Source organism: Plantactinospora alkalitolerans (assembly GCF_015690345.1).
Lineage (GTDB): Bacteria > Actinomycetota > Actinomycetes > Mycobacteriales > Micromonosporaceae > Plantactinospora > Plantactinospora alkalitolerans.
Genome location: NZ_JADPUN010000336.1, coordinates 1 through 19,198 on the forward strand (window position 1 = coordinate 1; position 19,198 = coordinate 19,198).

Below are 19,198 nucleotides of genomic sequence, written 5' to 3' on the forward strand. Positions count from 1 at the left end.
GCGGTGGGTCGACCATGCGGGAACAGTAGGGCCGCAACCGATCCGGCAGGAAGGTCCAGTTTCATGCCCATCCAGTGGGCCGGTTCTGGCCCGGAGCTGCCTCTGCCCGTCGACCGGAACAGCGCGGAATCGCTGCGCGACCAGATCGAACACGCGCTGCGGGGAGCACTGCACGATCCTTCCCCGGCAACTGCGCTTCGACGTCCGCCCTCCCAGCTCCCAAGGACCGCCGTCGGGGCGGACGACCTGCCGGCGCGGCGGGCAGCGGAGGCTCACGGGCCGCCCATCGCGCGCCGGTCAGGTCGTACCCGCTCGTCAGAGCACGGCCATCCGGCCCCTACTACTTGTCGCCCCAGACCTCCTGGGCGGTCTCCACGATCAGCCGCAGCTTCGCCACCTGCTCCTCCTGGGTGAGCGCGTTTCCCTCCACCGTGGACGAGAAGCCGCACTGCGGGGAGAGACAGAGCTGCTCCAGCGGCACGTAGCGGGCGGCCTCGTCGATCCGGCGCTTGAGGGCGTCCTTGCTCTCCAGCTCGCCGCGCTTGGTGGTGACCAGGCCCAGCACCACCTTCTTGCCCGGCGGCACGAACCGGAGCGGGGCGAAGTCGCCGGAGCGCTCGTCGTCGTACTCCAGGAAGAAGCCGTCGACGTCGAGCTGGGTGAAGAGCGCCTCGGCGACGAAGTCGTATCCGCCCTCGGCGGCCCAGGAGGACCGGAAGTTGCCCCGGCACATGTGCGTGGTGATCGACAGGCTTTCCGGGCGCCCTGCCAGCGACGCGTTGATCTGCCGGATGTACCGCTCGTGCTGGTGCTCCGGGTCGCCGCCCTGCGCGGCCACCATGTCCCGCTGCCGGGGGTCGTTCAGGTACGCCAGGCTGGTGTCGTCGAACTGGAGGTAGGTACAGCCGAGTGCGGCGAGCCGGCTGACCTGCTCGGCGTACGCGGCGCTCAGGTCCGTCCAGAACTGGTCCAGCTCCGGGTAGACGCCGGTGTCGATGGCTGCCCGACCGCCCCGGTAGTGCACCATGCTCGGCGACGGGATGGTCAGCTTCGGCGTCGCGGTGGTGGTCTGCTCCTTCAGGAAGGAGAAGGCGTCGCCGAAGATGGTGTGATCCAGCGTCACCCGGTCGTGTACGCGCAGCGCGGCCGAGCTGAACTCCAGCGCGCCGGCCTCGTTGTAGAACTGCACCGTCAGCTTCTCGTCCGCCGGGTCGATGCCGCCGAGCTGGTAGATGAAGTCCATGTGCCACGACGTACGACGGAATTCGCCGTCGGTCGCGGTACGCAGGCCGATGCTCTCCTGCAGGCGTACCACCTCGCGGATCGCGTCGTCCTCGACGGCGCGCAACTCCTCGGCGGTGATCCGCCCGGCGGCCCGGTCCTGCCTGGCGCTCAGCAGCCGCGCCGGCCGCAGCAGGCTGCCGACGTGGTCGGCGCGGAACGGCGGTCGGGGTGATGAATCCATGGGGGTCCCCTCTGCTTCTGTACGCGGGCTCCTTGTCGCTACGCGCCGGCTTCGCGTACCGCGATGGCGCGATCCGGCAACCATAGTCCGCCACACCGATATAGATGATCACCAGCCCCGGGCCCCGGCCGGCGCGTCCGCTGCTCAGTCCCGGCTGACGGATAGCCCGGCCGACTGATTCAGGGTCGCGCCGACAGACAGCAGACATCTCCACCCGCTCCCACATGCCCCGATCGTCGGACGGGGTGATGCAGAATCGGGCAAATTCGGGTGAATTGAGAACAGCTAGCCCGGCGTGATCAACCGAGGGCGACTAGCAGGGGATCGGGACCAGAGCCTGCCGGGGGCCGGAGTCAATCCGCATCAGTTCGCTGACCGTCATGTTCTCGGACCAGCCCAGCTCGCCGAGTGGCTTGGCCTCTCGCATCAGATCATCCGAGTTGGCGATGTGCGTGGTCCAGAGCATCCGGTCAGCGACAGGGGCAACGATTACGGCCACATCACCCTTCGGGTGGAGCTGAGCCGCGATGTCCCGAAGCCGATCAGTTGGCTCGGCAATGATGAACAGGACCTCGCCGGTGCGGGTCACGGGTGCTGCGGTGAGCAGGTTCCGCTGGCTCTCGTCTGCCAGGACCGAAAGCAGAGTTCCGGCCGTCTCCTGGCGGCTCTCCGCGTGCTGGTCGTTGGCGATGCGGACGACGTACTCGACGCCCTCGATCTCCTTCAGGTTTTCCGTGTGCACCTGGACCGGGGTACCAGGCTCAACGCCCGCGAACCGGAGGATCGATGGAAGATCGTGCCGAAGATCCATGAGGGTGTCCCTGCCCGCAGCGAGGCCGGGAACCTGCGGGCTGTAGAGAGTCCATCCGTCATCGTCGCTTTGTGGGCAGGAGACGATCAGGTTAAGCCGCTGCTCAGGCATTTCTGACCACCTTCTCTGCTTCCGCGAGCGACAAGCCTACGTCCTTCACCAGTATGCCCTTCACTCTGTGCGGTGGGATCGAGACGCTGTCATGAAAGGCGAAGATTATGTCCGGTCGTCCCTCTGAGATCATCCTTCGGTGTGACCCTTCCTGACGCACCGTCGCGTACCCCAGTTCACGCTCGAGCAATCGACGCATCTCTTTCGCCTTGAGTGACGGCCAGCTGCTACCCACGGTGGCACAGTCTTGCCTATAAGTAACCGTGAGCGCTACTCGACCTTCCGGACCTCAACGCGGTACGAAAGGCGCGACCCGGCAAGTCACCCGGGTGTATCGACCACGACAGGCTCTCCTCGGGCTGACCGGCACAGTGCAGCGTTGTCTGCCTGCAGGATCAGGCCGGTGCGGCCGTTCCGGTGACCGGGACGGGTTCGGTCTGCGCCCAGATGGCGCTCATCTCCTTCATGGCCTGCTCCATGATCTGCACCATCGCGACCTTGGCGCGGTCGCCGTCGCGCCGCTGGATCGCCTGCGCCACCTCGGCGTGCAGTTGCAACGCCTCCTCGTGCGGGTAGTGCGGCATCAGGTCGTAGTGGTACCGGCCGGCGAGCACCTCGGCGACGAGTTCGTGCAGCTTCAGGAACATCTCGTTGCCGGAGTCGACCAGCACCTGCCGGTGGAACTCGATGTCGAGCCGGAGGAACTCGGGCTCGTCGCCGGCCTTGCCGGCCGCCCACATCTTCCCGGCGAGGCCGATCAGGTCGCTGGCCTCCTGCGGGGTCGCCCGGACGGCCGCGAGCGCGGCGGCCTGTGGCTCGACCGCCGCCCGGAGTTCGGTGATCGAGCGGAGTTGGGCGATCCGGCCCGCCGAGGCGAGTCGCCAGCGGATCACCTGGGGGTCGAAGACGTTCCATTCGCTGGCGGCCCGGATCAGGGTGCCGACCCGGCGGCGGGACTCGACGAGCCCCATCGAGGAGAGCACCCGCAGCACCTCGCGGACGACCGAGCGGGAGACGGCGTACTGCTCGACGAGGTCGTCGATGTAGAGCACCGAGCCCGGTGCGAGCTGGCCGGCACAGACGGCCGTGCCGAGGAGGTCGAGCACGCGGGCGTGCAGCCCCGGTTCGGCAGCGCCGATCCGGACAGACGCATCCTCTGGGAACGGCATGTCCATAAATAAAGCCTATCAGTGAGAGGGCATCCCTTGCATAAGTCAGGTTTATCGGCCTAGCATCCGGCATTAAGCGGATGTAGGGCATCCGCTGCGGCGCCCCAACGGCGGGTCGCCGCGACGGAAGGGGAATGGACGTGTTACGTCGGTCGGTAATCGGGACGTCTCTGGCCGTGGTGGCCGCCCTCGGCCTGTCCGCCTGCGGTGGCGGCGGGGACGACAGCGGCGAGTCGAATACTTTGCGCGTGACGCTGGTGAACCACGTCTGGACGGAAAACATAAAGCAGGCCCTGCCGGAGTTCGAGAAGCAGACCGGCCTGAAGGTCGAGGTCACCCAGCTGGGCGAGGACCAGCTTTCTGACCAGTACAACGTCAAGCTGAACGCCGGGTCCAGCGACATCGACGTGATGATGTACCGGCCGCTGCAGGAGGGGAAGCTGTTCGCCAAGAACAAGTACCTCGCCGACCTGACCGACAAGACCAAGGGGAACGCCGCCTTCGGCTTCGACGACTTCCAGGCCGGACCGGTGCAGGCGACCAGCTACGAGGACAAGGTGGTCGGCGTACCGATCATCACCGAGCAGGAGGTCCTCTACTACCGCAAGGACCTGCTCTCCAAGGCCGGCTACAGCGCGCCGCCGAAGACCCTCGACGAGCTGAAGAGCATGGCGGCGAAGATCCAGGCCGAGAACGCCGGCACCGCGGGCTTCGTTGCCCGGACCGGTAAGGCGGCGGCGGTCACCCAGTTCTCCAGCTTCCTCTACAGCTTCGGCGGCGACTTCGTCGACGGCAGCGGCAAGGCCACGGTCAACAGCGACCAGGCCAAGCAGGCGTACGCCTACTACGGCGGGCTGCTCAAGGACCACGGCCCGCAGAACATCAGCACCGACATGAGCTGGTCCGAGGCGATGGCGATCTTCACCCAGGGCAAGGCCGCCTTCTACACCGAGGCCAACTCGCTCTACAAGAACGCCACCGACCCGGCCAAGTCGAAGGTCTCCGACACCGTCGGATTCGCGCCGTTCCCGGCCGGTCCGGCCGGCTCGAAGCCGTACAACGTCCCCTCGTGGGCGCTCGGCATCAACGAGTCCTCCAAGAACCAGAGCAACGCCTGGAAGTTCATCGAGTGGGCGGCCGGCAAGGACCAGACGCTGGCGCAGCAGAAGGCCGGCGTCCCCGGCGCCCGTACCTCGGTCTGGGCCAACCCCGAGGGCATCGCGACCTACCCGAAGGACCTCGCGGACGCCATCGCGATCAGCACGGCGAACGGCGTCGGCCACGACCGGCCGCTGGTCGTGAAGGTGGCCGAGGCTCGCGAGATCGTCGGTCAGCCGATCGTCGACGCCATCACCGGCAAGGACGTCGCCGGCTCGACGGCCACGGCCAACGAGGCCTTCCAGAAGCTCCTGGACGACGAGAAGTAAGCCAACCGCGCGGGGTGACGGACCAGTTCCGTCACCCCGTGTCACCTGGCCCGCCGAAGCCGGAGACCCCTCATGGCAGTCATCGCATCCACCCCACCCTCCTCGACCGACACCTCCGCCTGGAGCCGATGGGCGAACAACCACCGCAAGTGGCTGTTCGCGGCACCGGCCATGGTGTTCGTCGGCGCACTGATCATTTTCCCGCTCGCCTGGACGCTGTACCTCAGCCTCACCGACGCCGAGGGATCGGTCCGGGCCGAGTCCGAGTTCATCGGATTCGCGAACTACCTCGAAGTCCTCTCCGACACCGACCGGTTCTGGCCGGCCGTACTCCGGACCTTCGGGTTCACCGGTGTCGCCCTGTTCTTCGAGGTCGTGCTCGGCATGGCGGTCGCGCTGCTGCTGTGGCGGCCGTTCCGGGGTGAGAAGTGGGTCCGGGTCGCCATCCTGATGCCGCTGGTCGCGACCCCGGTCGCGGTCGGCATGATGTGGCGGCTCATCTTCGACCCCAACATCGGAATGGCGAACCAGCTGCTCGGCTGGTTCGGCATCGGGCCGCAGCCCTGGCTGGCCGGTCAGCACAGTGCCCTGCCGACGACGATCTTCATCGACGTCTGGCAGTGGACGCCGATGGTCGTACTGATCCTGCTCGCCGGTCTGACCTCGCTGTCCAACGAGCCGGACGAGGCGGCCCGGGTCGACGGCGCCAACGCCTGGCAGCGGTTCCGGCACATCACCCTGCCGCTGCTGATGCCGACCGTCATCGTCGCGATCCTGCTGCGCGGGATCGACGCCCTGAAGACCTTCGACATCCTCTACGCGACCAAGGGCCGCGGCGGCGGGTCGTTCCACGAGGTCGAGACCCTCAACGTGTACGCCTACGGCCTGAGCTTCGACTACAACGAGTACGGCGTCTCCTCGACCGTCCTCATCATCTTCTTCCTGATCATCATCGGCTCGATGTGGGCACTGACCTCCCGACGCAAGAAGGGTGCACGCTGATGGCCCGCCGTACCCGCCGTACCCCGTACAAGGTGTTCCGGGCGGTTGCCCTGGCCCTCGTGGTGGTCTCGCTGCTCGCCCCGCTGGTCTGGATGGTCGCCGCCTCGTTCAAGACGAACGTCGACATCTACGACACGAGCAAGGCGTTCGCCTTCACCCCGGTGCTGGAGAACTACACAAAGGTCCTGGACCAGGCGAACTACTTCCAGTTCATCGGCAACAGCCTGTGGGTGGCGTTCGCCGCCACCGTACTGTCGCTGATCCTGGGCGTGCCGGCGGCGTACTCGATGAGCCGGTTCAACATGCGCAAGTCGGCCCTGGTGGTGCTGATGGCCCGGGTCATCCCCGGCGTCTCGCTGCTGGTGCCCTGGTACTACGTCTTCTCCAACCTGAAGCTGGTCGGCGGCTTCTCCGTCCTCATCCTCAGCCACATGTTCGTGTCACTGCCGCTGGTGGTGTACATCATGATGGGCTTCTTCGACGGACTTCCGCTGGAGTTGGAGGAGTCCGCACTGGTCGACGGGCTCACCCACATCGGCGCGTTCCGCCGGATCACGCTGCCGCTGTCCGCACCGGGCATCGCGACCGCCGGGATCCTGTCGTTCATCTTCTCCTGGAACAACTTCATGTTCGCCCTGGTGCTCTCGGGTGCGGACACCAAGACGTTGCCGGTCGCGATCTTCGACTTCGTCGGCTACGCGAGCATCGACTGGGGTGGCCTGATGGCGGCGTCGACGGTGGTCACGCTGCCGATCATGGTGATCGCCCTGTTCGTGCAGAAGTACGTCGTCTCCGGCCTCACCGCCGGGGCCACCAAGGGCTGAGGTCGAGACGAAGTGACGAAGATCGTTAGGGTCGAGACCTTTCTCGTCCCGCCCCGCTGGCTGTTCGTCCGGATCGAGACCGACAGCGGCATCGTCGGCTGGGGCGAGGCGACCTGCGAGGGCCGGTCGGAGACCGTACGCACCGCCGTGCAGCAGCTCAGCGAACTGCTGGTCGGCCGGGACGCGCTGCGGATCGAGGACCACTGGCAGTTGATGACCAAGGGGTCGTTCTACCGGGGCGGGCCGATCCTGGCCAGTGCCGTCTCCGGGCTCGACCAGGCGCTCTGGGACATCGCCGGCAAGCACTTCGACGCCCCGGTGCACCAGTTGCTCGGCGGCCCGGTCCGGGACCGGATCCGGGTCTACGGCTGGGTCGGCGGCGACGAGCCGGCCGAGGTCGCCGACCACATCGCGGAACAGGTGGCCGCCGGGCTCACGGCGGTCAAGATGAACGCGTCCGGCCGGATGAGCCCGGTCGCGTCCGTCGCCGAACTCGACGGGGTGGTCCGCCGGGTCGCCGCCGCCCGCGAGGTGCTGGGCGAGGACCGGGACGTCGCGGTCGACTTCCACGGCCGGTTCACCCTGGCCAACGCCCGCCGGGTCGCCCCGCTGCTGGAGCCGTTCCGGCCGTTCTTCCTGGAGGAGCCGGTCGTACCCGAGAACTCGCACCTGATCGGCGAGTTCGTCAGGTCCACCACCACTCCGGTCTCCACCGGCGAGCGGCTCTACAGCCGGCAGGAGTTCCTGCCCGTCCTCCAGGCCGGCATCGCGGTCGCCCAACCGGACGTCTCGCACGCCGGCGGGATCACCGAGGTACGTAAGATCGCGGCATTGGCCGAGGTGTACGACGTACAACTCGCCCCGCACTGTCCGCTCGGACCGATCGCCCTGGCGGCCTGCCTGCAGGTCGGCTTCGCGACGCCGAACTACCTGATCCAGGAGCAGAGCATCGGGATCCACTACAACTCCGACGCCGAGGTGCTGGACTACGTCGTGGACCGGACGCCGTTCGACTTCGCCGACGGGCACATCGCCCGGCTGACCGGCCCGGGACTCGGCGTCGAGATCGACGAGAACGCGGTACGGCTGGCGGACAAGCGCGGGCACGCCTGGCGCGGACCGACCTGGCGCCACCCCGACGGCTCCTTCGCGGAGTGGTGAACCAGCCCCGGCCCCGCCGTCCATTTTCATTCCATCCCGGGAAGAAAGGCATGTCGTGAAGATCATCGCCGCCGACGTGATCGTCACCAGCCCCGATCGCAACTTCGTCACCCTGAAGATCACCACTGACGAGGGCATCACCGGCCTTGGCGACGGCACACTCAACGGCCGGGAACTCTCGGTCGCGTCGTACCTGTCCGACCATGTCGTACCGCTGCTGATCGGGCGTGACCCGCACCGGATCGAGGACACCTGGCAGTTCCTGTACCGGTCGGCGTACTGGCGGCGCGGACCGGTGACCATGGCCGCGATCGCGGCGGTGGACGTGGCGCTCTGGGACATCAAGGCGAAGGCCGCCGGGATGCCGCTGTACCAGCTGCTCGGCGGCGCCTCCCGGACCGGCATCATGGCGTACGGGCACGCCTCGGGGCGGGACCTTCCGGAGCTGTTCGACTCGATCCGGCGCCACCTCGACCAGGGATTCAGGTCGATCCGGGTGCAGACCTCGGTACCGGGGATCAACGCGGTGTACGGCGTCGCCGCCCAGCCCAGCGCCGACGGCAAGCGCTACGACTACGAGCCAGCGCAGCGCACCCCGCTGCCCGCCGAGGAGGACTGGGACACCCGGGCCTACCTGCGGCACCTGCCCGGCGTCTTCGAGGCGGTCCGGAACGAGTTCGGCCCCGAACTGCCGCTGCTGCACGACGGGCACCACCGGATGACCCCGATCCAGGCGGCCAGGCTCGGCAAGGCGCTCGAGCCGTACGACCTGTTCTGGCTGGAGGACTGCACGCCGGCGGAGAACCAGGAGGCGCTGCGGCTGGTTCGCCAGCACACCACCACCCCGCTGGCGATCGGCGAGGTCTTCAACACGGTGTGGGACTACCAGACCCTGATCCGGGAGCAGTTGATCGACTACGTCCGGTCCGCCGTCACGCACACCGGCGGGATCACCGCGATGCGCAAGCTCCTCGACTTCGCCGCGCAGTACCAGATCAAGTCCGGCATCCACGGACCGACCGACATCTCGCCGGTGGGGATGGCCGCCGCGCTGCACCTGGATCTGGCGATCCACAACTTCGGCATCCAGGAGTACATGCGGCACGGCCCGTTGACCGACGAGGTCTTCCGGCAGTCGTTCACCTTCACCGACGGCTACCTGCACCCCGGCGAACAGCCCGGGATCGGCGTCGAGCTCGACGAGGTGGCCGCCGAGCGGTTCCCGTACGTGCCGGCGTACCTGCCGTTCAACCGGCTCCAGGACGGTACGGTCCATGACTGGTGACGGCCTCGCCGGTACCGCCGCAGAGTCGGCTCCGACCCGGCACGCGGCTCCGACCCGGCACGCGGCTCCGACCCGGCACATCGTGGTGATGGGTGTGTCCGGGTCGGGCAAGACCACCGTGGCCGAGGGGATCAGCGCGGCCACCGGGTTGACCTTCGCCGAGGCCGACGGGTTCCATCCGCCGTCCAACGTGGAACTGATGCGCGCCGGGGTGCCGCTCGAGGACGCACACCGGTGGCCGTGGCTGCGGGAACTGGCCGGCTGGATGGCCGAACGGGCCGCCGAGGGAGTTTCCACCGTACTGGCCTGCTCGGCGCTGAAGCGCTCGTACCGGGACGTGCTCCGGCAGGGCCCGCCGAGCGTCGACTTCGTCCTGCTCGACGGGTCGGCCGAGGTGATCCGGGAACGGATGGGCCGGCGGTCCGGGCACTACATGCCGGCCAGCCTGCTGGACTCGCAGATCGCGACCCTGGAGCGACCGCAGCCGGACGAGCGGATCCTGACCCTCGACGTCGCACTGACCCCGGAGAATCTGGTCGCGGCGGCGGTCAGCGGACTCGGCCTGCTGCCCGACGGCACCGGCTGACCGGCGCCCGCGCGGACGTCGACGTTGGTGGGCCCGATTCGCAGCACGGGCAGGTCAGGTACTGCCCTGTCTCCCGCCGACGGCGAGCCGATCTTGTAGCGTGGCGTGCCGGAACTGGTAAACCGGGCCCACCTGGCGAAGTAGGCCGAGCGCGCGTGACTCCTCCAGAAATGACATCAGGCGCCACGGCGCCTCGCGTCGCAGGCACAGGATCACTTTCGCAAACAGGTAGGAACTGCCGGCGGAGGGCGCCCAGAACACCAGCGCGGCCCCCAGCAGGGATATGCCGAGCGCAACTTCCGAAAATGAGCCGAACAGAAAAAGACCAATGACCCCGGCGGCCAACAGGGCAGGAAGAGCGACTTCTATGCCGACGATGTTGAGCAGTTGGGCGCGCATGTCCCCGCGGAGGGCAGCTCGGGGTGTCTTCGGGAGGGCATCGGGCGAGACTTCCCTGATCGAGGTAGTGACCCGGGCGGAAATCAGGAGAATTCCCGCGTAGACGGCAAGAAGTGACGCGACAGAGAGAGCGTGAAGCAATATCCTCAGCGGAACCCCGTCGCCTCGGTACGTTCGATTCGCGAGATCAAAGCCGTAGTTACCGACAAGTACCAGACAGACACTTCCTAGTACGAGGCGGCCGAGCGCACCCCGGAATGCCTTCCCGTCGATATACGAGGGCAGTCGGACCCCGGAATCATGAACCGACGCCAGCGTCAGTACCAGAACGAGGAACGCAAACATGACGATCATCGTGGTGGCGGGGACATCGGACCACCAGGTATTCGTCTCCAAGTACGTGATCACCCGTACGGCGAGGACACCCAGGAGAGCCAGGCTCACCATATGTCGGAGCACGCGGTCAATCCTGCCCCGCATCGCATCGGGAATGGCGAGTCGAGTAAGGGTCCACCACGCGATGTCCCGAGTATTGGACTCGTGGAGTCGTCGAGCAAGGAAGACCAGCCAGCGTTGACGGTCGGTGTTATCCCAGCCACGTGACAATCGAGAGAACGGCCCCTTTGGCGGCTGATTCCGCCGCCGCGCCCGATCCACCTCCAGAACGCCTGGCACCAGTTGATCCAGAAGGTGGTCACGGACAGCCGTCACATCAGGAAACCGCTGCCTGGCGAGGAGTTCACGTGGGTCCCGTCCGCGCGTGACGTACACGGTTCGGAAGAGCCAGAGAGCGAGAGGACTGGTCAGCGCTTCGGCGAGGGGACCGACCTCAGCCGACTCCAGGTGGTCTAGCAGTTCCCGCCATTCTGTCGCGTGGCGCCGTCTCGGAGACAGGCATTTGCGCAGAAACGCGTGGACATCGCGAGCGGCGACGGGCTCCGCTTCGACTACCGCAGCCGCGGTCAGTACATCGCTATCCGCCCCGGTCATGGTCTCCCGGTACTCGGTCGTCCGGCAGGTCACGATCAACGGCTCGCCCGCAGCCTCGTTCCAGGCCGCGATCATCTCGCCCCGGATCTCCGCCGGGACCTCGTCGAGGCCGTCGATGACCGGCAGAATCATGCGGTCGTGGACCAGGGTCCGTGCGGCACCGCGCAGATGGGGGAAGTCAGCGGTCAAGCGACGTACGAGCCAGTTGCGAAATCCTTCGGCGGCGGGGTGCCAGTCGTGGAGGGTCAGGAATACAGGCACAGGCTCACCCTCGACAGGATGCTCCAGTAGGTGAAGGAGCAGAAGCATAGCCAAGGTCGTCTTGCCCGAACCTGCTTCTCCCAATATCACCAGACGCCGACGAGGAAGCCCACGAAATGCAGCGGCCATCCGGGCAATCTCGTCCGCAGTTCCATGGATCGCAAGCATGCTCGCGATCCCCGTTTGATCGCTCGACAGGATGTTTTCCGGGTGATCCATCAGGTCGCGGTCGGCGACCCGCCATCGAACGCGTACGGGTTCTGGATCCTCCAGTTGCTGGACGGCCACCTCGCCGCGCCAATACCGGAGGAGGTGCCTGACGAGCAGCCGTCGCGCCGCCTCGATCTCGGCATCACCGCCTCCTTCGTCGACGCGGTGGGTGGCCCGTGCCCAGGTGAACATCGGGATGAGTAAACCCAGGATCCCGCTGGCCACGCCCACCCACGCCGCCAGGTTGGCGACCGATGGTGGCAGAGCGACGTTCGAGGCGGTCACCACGAGGGTTCCTGCGATGCAGAGGGCGACCACCGACCACCGGACCATCCTCGTCATCGATCGATAGTGCACCACCCTGATCACCACCACCCGACCGCTCGACCACATCAATCGACGACTGGAGTACTAGCGGAACCGTGAACTGGGCACCGGACCCGGCGACCGGACCCGGTCGCGCGGCCCGGCCAGCCAGCGACCGGCGACGGCGGAGACGAAGCCGACCAGCGCGCCGTCCGGATCCGCCGGGGTGGCCCCGTCACCGGGGTCGGGCTCACCGTCGGCCCGCAGGATGTCGGCCGCTATCTCCTCGACCGGCCGCTCGTCGGCGGCGCCCCGCTCGATCCCACCGTCCGGGCCCTGCCGCAGCCGCTCACCCCAGGGGGCGACGACCACCTGGGTCAACATCGTGCTCACGTCGGCCGACACCACCGGCGGGTCGGTCCAGCAGGTGGCGTGCTCGAACAGCACCTGTCCGGGCGCCCGCTCGCGCAGCGCCGTCAACAGCTCGCCGTCGTCGAGTTCGGCCAGGTCGTAGGCCACCACCACACTCTCCGGCCGAGCGCCGGTGAACGGCTCGGCCGGCACGCCGAGCACCCGCGCCACCGCGTGACCCAGGATCCGGCTGGACCGGTCCGGCAGCAGTGACACCGACCGGGGCCGTCGGCCGGCGGCGCCGAGGATCAGCTCCAACCGGTCCAGGCCGAGCCGGCAGAGCCCGAAACTGTCCTGCTGGTACGCGTACCGACCGGTCATCCCCGCGTCGAACCCGTACGGCGACAGGCTGGCCAGTACGCCGCCGGTCAACACGAAGTGCCAGCCCCGCAGGTCCGCACCGTCGAGCCGACCGACGCCACCGACGCCACCGACCAGCCCGGCGCGGCCGAGCATCCGTTGGACCCGTTGGTGAGCGGGTCGCCAGTCCTGGTCCTCCGGCGCCGGCAACCGGTCGAAGTGCCGGGTCGCCCGGTCCAGGTCGCCGGCCATGATCGCGTTGTAGACCAGCAGGTACCGGTGCGGCCACGGCGGGAGGGTGGTGTCCCGCTGTTCCAGCGTGGCCACCGCCTCGGCGTGCCGGTGCTCGTCCTCCAACGCGGCCACCAGCTCGGCCAGTACGCCGTCGGCGTCGGGCACCCGACGCACCGCCTCGCGCAACGCCGGTACGGCCACGAACGCGAGGCCGTGTTCGACGCAGGCATAGCCGAAGTCGTAGAGCGCCTGCGGATGTTCCGGATCGTTCGCCAGTCGCGCCGCCGCTCCGGCCAGATCGGTCAGCCCGACCAGCTCGGCCACCCGTTCGAGCAGCCGGGCCAGATCGCCGAGCGCGATCGAGTCCACGGTGGACCGCAGATGCCGGACCACCTCCCCCGCGTCGCCGGACTGCACCAGCTCCCATGCCTTACCCAGGCCGTCACTCACCGCGCAACCTCCGTACTCGAGTCTGTTGTTCCCGCACAACAACGCCATCCACCGGCCGGTGCCCGAGTTGGCCCGCCCGGCGCAGGGCCGGGCGCGGGAACGGAACCGGCATCCTCGGACGACGTCGGAGGATCAGCCGGCGACGGAACCGTCGCGGCGACCGTGTTCGGGGGTGGCTCGTCGGCGAACGCCGACGACGGGCCGGGATCGAGACGGGTGGAACCGACCGACGGGTCGGCGCCCCGGCACTCACCGCAGTGGGCGGTGGCCGCCCTTCCTCTTGACCATGGCGGAAATCATGGCCGACGGCCGATCCGACCGCAACCTCGATTCGGCCGACGGTCCTCCGGTCGCGGGCCCGCGTCCTTGCGGCACCGTGTCGATCGCCCTTCATCCGTGGTTCACCGCAAGGCAGTCGAGCCGCACGACCGCTCGCCTACCGTCCGGACGGTCCGACATGATCCACAGAACAGGGAGACGATCGCGATGAAGCGTCGAATGCTGGGTGCGCTGGTGGTGGCCGGTGCCGTCGTGGGTCTCGGCTCGCCGGCCGCCCAGGCCGCCGGGACCGTCCTCGGCCACGAGCCGGCCTCCGGCGGTGCCGGCGACCGACGGCCCGACCGGCTCCGGCCACTGCCGCAGGCCCACGCCCACAACGACTACGAGCACGAGCGCCCGTTGTTCGACGCGCTCGACCACGGCTTCACCAGCGTGGAGGCCGACATCTACCTGGTCGACGGCGAGTTGCTGGTCGGGCACGACCCCGAGGACGTCGTCGCGGGCCGTACCCTGCAGAACCTCTACCTCGACCCGCTGGCCGAACGGGTGCGGGCGAACCACGGCAGGGTCTTCGAGAACGGCCACCAGGAGCTGCAACTGCTGGTCGACATCAAGAACACCGGCGTGGACACCTACACCGAACTGCACCGGGTACTTCGGACCTACCAGCGGATGCTGACCACGTACGACGCTGGCCGGGTGCGCCGGGGCGCGGTGACCGTCGTGGTCAGCGGGGACCGCCCCCGCGACCTGATGGCCGGACAGCGGATCCGCTACGCCTTCTACGACGGTCGTGCCGCCGACCTCGGCACCGCCGCGCCGGCCTCGCTCATCCCGCTGATCAGCGACAACTGGGGCAACCTCTTCAGCTGGCAGGGCGTGGGCGCGATGCCTCCGGCGGAGCGGACGAAGCTGCGCTCGTTCGTCCGGGTCGCACACGCCAACGGCCAGCGGGTGCGGTTCTGGGCCACCCCGGACGTCGCCGGCCCGGAGCGGGACGCGATCTGGCGGGAGTTGCGCGCCGCCGACGCCGACCACATCAACACCGACGACCTCGCCGGGCTGGCCGCCTTCCTGCGTCACGGCCGCCGGTAGCGCGCCGGCGGTCCCGGCGCGGCAGCCGCTGCGCCGGGGCCCCTGGTTCGGGTGCGACCGTCCGCGGCACAGCCTCCGGCGCCCGCCGGCGGGACGCCGTTTCGGGATCATCTCGGCAGGGTGGAGTCGCTAGGCTCCGGCCAACGTTCAGAGATGATCTAGGAGACGTGTTGTTCGGAATCGTGCGGCCATGTCGACACCGGATGTGCGCAAACCTGCATGCCGCCTGGCTCGGCCACCTCTGTGGACTCTGCCTCACGCTACGGGACGAACACGGCCACCGGGCCCGGTTGACCATCAACTACGACGGTCTGTTGATCTCCGTACTCCTGGCGGCGCAGAGCGCGACGCCCACCCGGTACCGGCAGGCGGGGCCGTGCGCGCTACGCGGCTTCCAGGGTGCCTCGGTGCTCTCCCCCACCGATCCCGGCGCCCGGCTGGCCGCGGCGGTGTCGCTGGTACTCGCCGCCGGAAAGACCCGGGACCACGTCGCGGACCGGGACGGCGCGCTGCGGGTCGCCGCGTTCGCCGGGGTGGCCGGCAAACTCGCCGACCGGTGGGCCGCGGCGGGCGCCCGGACCGGGGACGCGATCGGCTTCGACACCGGCGTGCTGCTCGACGCCGTCGCCCGGCAGACGACGCTGGAGCACGCGATCCGTCCCGGCGCATCGGTGCTGCTCGCCACCGAACCGACCGAGAGCGCCGTCGCCGCCGCCTTCGCCCACACCGCCACGCTGGCCGGAATGCCGGGCAACGCGTCCGGGCTGGCGGAGATCGGTCGGTACTTCGGCCGGATCGCGCACCTGCTGGACGCGGTGGAGGACTACGCCGACGACCAGGCCCGCAGCGTGTTCAACCCGCTCCGGGCCACCGGCACCGAGCTGGCCGAGGCACGCAGGTTGTGCGAGGACGCCCACCACGGCCTGCGCCTGGCCCTGGCCGACGTGGAACTGCGGGACCGCACACTCGCCCGGGCACTGCTGGTCCGCGAGGTCGGCGACGCCATCGACCGGACCTTCACCCTCGCGCACCACCCGTCGCCGGGCGGTCATCGATCCGGCCCGTCCGCCCCGGCTCGTCTCCGGACGCCCGTCGAACCGGTCGGGTCCCCGTATCCGCACGGCGAACCGGTCCGGTCCCCGTATCCGCACGGCGAACCGGTCCGGCACTCCGGGCGGCGGTCCGGCACGGAGCGGCACCCGGGCGGACCGCGACCGGACGGCTGCGACGCCCCGCTGCTTATCGGCGGGGCGTGCGCGTTGACCGCCTGCACCTGCGGGCTGTGGCAGCCGAGGTGGAGCCGGATCCGTCGCGAGAAGTGCTCCTCCCGCTGCTGGTGCACGAGATGCTGCGACTGCCCCGACTGCAGTGCCTGCGACTGGTGCAGCTGTGACTGCTGCGGCTGTGACTGCTGACCGCCACGCCTCCGGACGAATCCGCAGGTCACAGCGACGATGACCGATTCAGTCGGCCGGAGTGCAGTGTTTCCGGCCGGCGCCTTCGCCGTTCATCGGATATTCAGCCCGTCCCTTGAGACTCCCTGGTTGTCACAGCCACGGCTGGCTCGAGGAAAGGCTCCACATGAAGGAAGAGGCCGAGAGCGCGCAGATCTCGCGGCGCCAACTCGTCCGGTACGCCGGCGTCGGCGCGACGCTGGTCGCCGCCAGTCCCCTGATCGGGGGCGGCCCGGCGTTCGCGCACGACAACGACGACGACAAGGGCAACCAGCACGGGAACTCCCGTGACCGGGTGTGGCGGGCCGGTGACCACCACATCCATTCGGAGTACAGCGGCGAATTCGACACCTCGACGAACCCGCCCACCTTCCACAAGGGCGCGGACGCGGTCTACCCGATCGTCACGAACGCCATCATGGCGAAGAACTTCGGTCTCACCTGGGCGATGTGCACCGACCACGGCGGGCCGACGCACTCGAAGGTGAACCTGGAGCAGGCGTACCCCGACCTGCTGCGGTCGCGCAAGCTCGTCCCCGAGGTGTTGCAGTTCTGGGGGATGGAGTTCGACACTCCCGCCCAGGACCACCACACGCTGATGATCCCGCACCACGAGGACGAGGCCAAGCAGCTCTTCGAGCTGGAGAGCCGGTTCAACAAGTACGACGCCTTCCCGACCGACCCGGGTCGGGACACCGAGGCCAAGATGATCGAGTTCCTGAAGGTCGCCCGGAGCATGCGGCAGAAGCCGCTGGTCATCGGCCACCATGCCTCGCGGTCGGCGAGCGGCTTCGGGGTCTACGGCCAGGACACCCCGCGCGAGTTCCGCAACGGCAACAACGTGGCGCCGGAGATCTACGTCGGCTTCGAGGGCGCGCCCGGACACCAGGCCGGACCGCTCAACGGCGGTGCTCGCGGCGGCTACGGGAACTACCCCACGCACGGCGGTTTCGACCAGATGACCGCCAAGGTCGGTGGCCTCTGGGACTCGCTGCTCGGTGAGGGCCGGCGCTGGTGGATCACCGCCACCTCGGACTCGCACGTGCACTGGACCCGGGGCGGCTCCGACTTCTGGCCGGGCGAGTACAGCAAGACCTACGTGTACGCCCGGCAGGACTACGCCGACATCATGGACGGGCTGCGCAACGGCCGGATCTGGGTCACCACCGGCGACCTGATCACCAGCCTCGACCTCACCGCGAAGAGCCAGGGCCGCGAGGCGGCGACCGGCGAGACGGTCACGCTGAGCCGCCGCAACCGGACGGATGTCGAGATCGAGATCAAGTTCCGGCCGCTGTCGGGGAAGAACGGCAACGGCGACCGGCCGGAGGTCCGGCGGGTGGACCTGATCGTCGGCCAGATCACGGGCCCGAACGCCAACCTCGACGCCGACACCAACCCGACCACCAAGGTCGTGGCACGGTTCGGCCCGCGCGACTGGCGCAAGCAGGGCTCCGACTACGTCATCCGGCACACCCTGCGCAACGTCGAGGCCGACACCTACGCCCGGGTACGTGGCACCAGCACCGACGAGGCCGAGCCGCTCGCCGACGGGCGGGAGAGCCCGTGGAGCGACCTGTGGTTCTACTCGAACCCGGTCTTCGTACACGTTCGCTGACAACGCACCGCGGACAGGGATCGGACGCCGGTTGACCGGCGGGGACCGCGACGGGTCCCGCTCACGGGGAAAGAACTCCGGGGCGGGGCCCGTCGCCCTGTGCAGGGGGTCGGGGCGAGCACCGGGTGAAGTATCAGTACCCGACTTCAGGACGCTTCGCGGACCCGCACCTCGGCCAGCCACACCTCGGCGAGATCGCTGAGCGCGACGCCGAGGACCTCGCTGAGGCAGACCACGGTGCCGAACGCGGGTGCCGGGAGCCGGCCCACCTCGATCTTGCGCAGCGTCTCCGGTGAGATCCCGGCCGCCAGGGCCACCTCGACGGGGCTGCGGCCGCCTCGCGCGACCCGAAGCGCCGCCCCGAGACGTTGTCCCGCTGCGATCTGTTCGGGCGTGAGCGGTGGGCGGACCATGTGAGCAGGATAGATCTGCCTGCCAGGACCGGCAATGCCAACCCGGCGGGCGCCCCGAAACAACGTGGTATAAATATACCGCCACGGGAAGGGGAGGGTTGATCGTGATCGAACTTAAGTCCGCCGAGGAGATCGATCAGATGGGCGTCACCGGCCAGTTCGTCGGCGAACTGCTGGCGGAGCTGCGTACGGTCGCCGCCGTCGGGGTCAACCTGATGGACCTGGAGCACCACGCCCGCCGCCGGATCGAGGAGCGTGGGGCCGAGTCCTGCTACTGGGACTACACGCCGTCGTTCGGCCGTGGCCCGTTCCGCAACGTCCTGTGCCTCTCGGTCAACGACGCCGTGCTGCACGGACTGCCGCACGACTACGTCCTGCGCGACGGTGACCTACTGAGCATCGACATGGCGGTCGGGATCGACGGCTGGGTCGCCGACTCCGCGCTGTCCGTCATCGTCGGCACCCCCACACCGGACGACCTGAAACTGATCGAGGCCACCGAGGTCGCGCTGAAGGCCGGAATCGACGCCGCGCAGCCGGGCAACCGGCTCGGTGACGTCTCCGCCGCCATCGGCGGGATCGCCCGCCGCTACGGCTACCGGGTCAACTCCGAATTCGGCGGGCACGGCATCGGCCGCACCATGCACGAGGCCCCGCACGTGGCCAACGACGGCCGATCCGGCCGGGGCATGAAGCTCACGCCCGGTCTGACGATCGCGATCGAGCCGTGGTTCTGCCGCAGCACAGACAAGATCAAATTCGACGAGGACGGGTGGACGATCCGGTCCGCGGACGGCTCGCGCTCGGCCCACTCGGAGCACACGGTCGCGATCACCAAGGCCGGTCCCCGGGTGCTGACCCCCCGCCCGGTCGACGGCACGAGGCCGGGCAACCTCAGCGACCAGCCGGCCGCGACGTCCTGACGAGCGTTGCTCCG

17 protein-coding genes are annotated in these 19,198 nt (G+C 68.6%); 10 read left to right on the forward strand and 7 right to left on the reverse strand.

Features of this window, described 5'->3' with window-relative positions:
- Positions 1-340 precede the first annotated feature (340 nt).
- From I0C86_RS35990 to I0C86_RS36005, 4 genes are all read right to left on the reverse strand, one after another.
- Positions 341-1,465 carry a 5-methyltetrahydropteroyltriglutamate--homocysteine S-methyltransferase gene (locus I0C86_RS35990; protein WP_196205775.1) on the reverse strand — a complete coding sequence of 375 codons (1,125 nt, stop codon included), beginning with the start codon at positions 1,463-1,465 and terminating at the stop codon, positions 341-343.
- A 313-nt stretch (positions 1,466-1,778) separates the two neighbouring features.
- The gene (locus I0C86_RS35995) at positions 1,779-2,387 is read right to left on the reverse strand and encodes a hypothetical protein (protein ID WP_196205776.1); all 609 of its coding nucleotides are present in this window, start codon (positions 2,385-2,387) and stop codon (positions 1,779-1,781) included.
- Positions 2,380-2,586, reverse strand: a complete 207-nt coding sequence (locus I0C86_RS45635) for a type II toxin-antitoxin system HicA family toxin (protein ID WP_407676387.1) — start codon at positions 2,584-2,586, stop codon at positions 2,380-2,382. Before I0C86_RS45635 ends, I0C86_RS35995 begins: the two co-directional genes overlap by 8 nt.
- A 196-nt stretch (positions 2,587-2,782) precedes the next feature.
- Positions 2,783-3,556: a FadR/GntR family transcriptional regulator gene (locus tag I0C86_RS36005; protein WP_196205778.1), complete on the reverse strand. Its 774-nt coding sequence runs from the start codon at positions 3,554-3,556 to the stop codon at positions 2,783-2,785.
- Positions 3,557-3,690: 134 nt separating this feature from the next.
- Here I0C86_RS36005 and I0C86_RS36010 point away from each other — a divergent pair, with 134 nt between their 5' ends.
- The 6 genes from I0C86_RS36010 to I0C86_RS36035 all read left to right on the forward strand — a co-directional run bounded on the left by I0C86_RS36010 (position 3,691) and on the right by I0C86_RS36035 (position 9,841).
- On the forward strand, positions 3,691-4,983 hold the full coding sequence (locus I0C86_RS36010; RefSeq protein ID WP_196205779.1) for an ABC transporter substrate-binding protein: 1,293 nt from the start codon (positions 3,691-3,693) through the stop codon (positions 4,981-4,983).
- A 72-nt stretch (positions 4,984-5,055) separates the two neighbouring features.
- Positions 5,056-5,985, forward strand: a complete 930-nt coding sequence (locus I0C86_RS36015) for a carbohydrate ABC transporter permease (protein ID WP_230395358.1) — start codon at positions 5,056-5,058, stop codon at positions 5,983-5,985.
- A complete protein-coding gene (locus I0C86_RS36020; RefSeq protein WP_196205780.1) occupies positions 5,985-6,809 on the forward strand; it encodes a carbohydrate ABC transporter permease in 825 nt (274 codons plus the stop codon). The genes I0C86_RS36015 and I0C86_RS36020 overlap by 1 nt, the downstream gene beginning before the upstream one ends.
- Before the next feature lie 12 nt (positions 6,810-6,821).
- A complete protein-coding gene (gene dgoD, locus I0C86_RS36025) occupies positions 6,822-7,970 on the forward strand; it encodes a galactonate dehydratase (RefSeq protein WP_196205781.1) in 1,149 nt (382 codons plus the stop codon).
- Positions 7,971-8,025: 55 nt separating this feature from the next.
- The gene (gene manD / locus I0C86_RS36030) at positions 8,026-9,255 is read left to right on the forward strand and encodes a D-mannonate dehydratase ManD (protein WP_196205782.1); all 1,230 of its coding nucleotides are present in this window, start codon (positions 8,026-8,028) and stop codon (positions 9,253-9,255) included.
- Positions 9,245-9,841 carry a gluconokinase gene (locus tag I0C86_RS36035; RefSeq protein ID WP_230395359.1) on the forward strand — a complete coding sequence of 199 codons (597 nt, stop codon included), beginning with the start codon at positions 9,245-9,247 and terminating at the stop codon, positions 9,839-9,841. Before manD ends, I0C86_RS36035 begins: the two co-directional genes overlap by 11 nt.
- Positions 9,842-9,895: 54 nt before the next feature.
- Here I0C86_RS36035 and I0C86_RS36040 read toward each other — a convergent pair whose 3' ends face one another.
- On the reverse strand, positions 9,896-12,043 hold the full coding sequence (locus I0C86_RS36040; RefSeq protein ID WP_196205783.1) for an NACHT domain-containing protein: 2,148 nt from the start codon (positions 12,041-12,043) through the stop codon (positions 9,896-9,898).
- Positions 12,044-12,112: 69 nt separating this feature from the next.
- On the reverse strand, positions 12,113-13,402 hold the full coding sequence (locus tag I0C86_RS36045; RefSeq protein WP_196205784.1) for a tetratricopeptide repeat protein: 1,290 nt from the start codon (positions 13,400-13,402) through the stop codon (positions 12,113-12,115).
- A 486-nt stretch (positions 13,403-13,888) separates the two neighbouring features.
- On the opposite strand from I0C86_RS36045, the gene I0C86_RS36050 reads away from it, so the two are divergent.
- The 3 genes from I0C86_RS36050 (at position 13,889) to I0C86_RS36060 (ending at position 17,848) form a co-directional block, all read left to right on the forward strand.
- Positions 13,889-14,776 carry a phosphatidylinositol-specific phospholipase C/glycerophosphodiester phosphodiesterase family protein gene (locus tag I0C86_RS36050; RefSeq protein WP_230395360.1) on the forward strand — a complete coding sequence of 296 codons (888 nt, stop codon included), beginning with the start codon at positions 13,889-13,891 and terminating at the stop codon, positions 14,774-14,776.
- 182 nt (positions 14,777-14,958) lie between these two features.
- On the forward strand, positions 14,959-16,191 hold the full coding sequence (locus I0C86_RS36055; RefSeq protein ID WP_323374059.1) for a DUF5685 family protein: 1,233 nt from the start codon (positions 14,959-14,961) through the stop codon (positions 16,189-16,191).
- A gap of 166 nt (positions 16,192-16,357) precedes the next feature.
- Positions 16,358-17,848 (forward strand): CehA/McbA family metallohydrolase domain-containing protein, encoded by a 1,491-nt coding sequence (locus I0C86_RS36060; RefSeq protein WP_196205786.1) that lies wholly within the window; start codon positions 16,358-16,360, stop codon positions 17,846-17,848.
- Positions 17,849-17,994: 146 nt separating this feature from the next.
- Here I0C86_RS36060 and I0C86_RS36065 read toward each other — a convergent pair whose 3' ends face one another.
- Complete coding sequence (locus I0C86_RS36065; protein WP_196205787.1) at positions 17,995-18,261, reverse strand: helix-turn-helix domain-containing protein; 267 nt, start codon at positions 18,259-18,261, stop codon at positions 17,995-17,997.
- A gap of 104 nt (positions 18,262-18,365) precedes the next feature.
- Here I0C86_RS36065 and map point away from each other — a divergent pair, with 104 nt between their 5' ends.
- On the forward strand, positions 18,366-19,184 hold the full coding sequence (gene map / locus I0C86_RS36070; protein WP_196205788.1) for a type I methionyl aminopeptidase: 819 nt from the start codon (positions 18,366-18,368) through the stop codon (positions 19,182-19,184).
- Positions 19,185-19,198 lie beyond the last annotated feature (14 nt).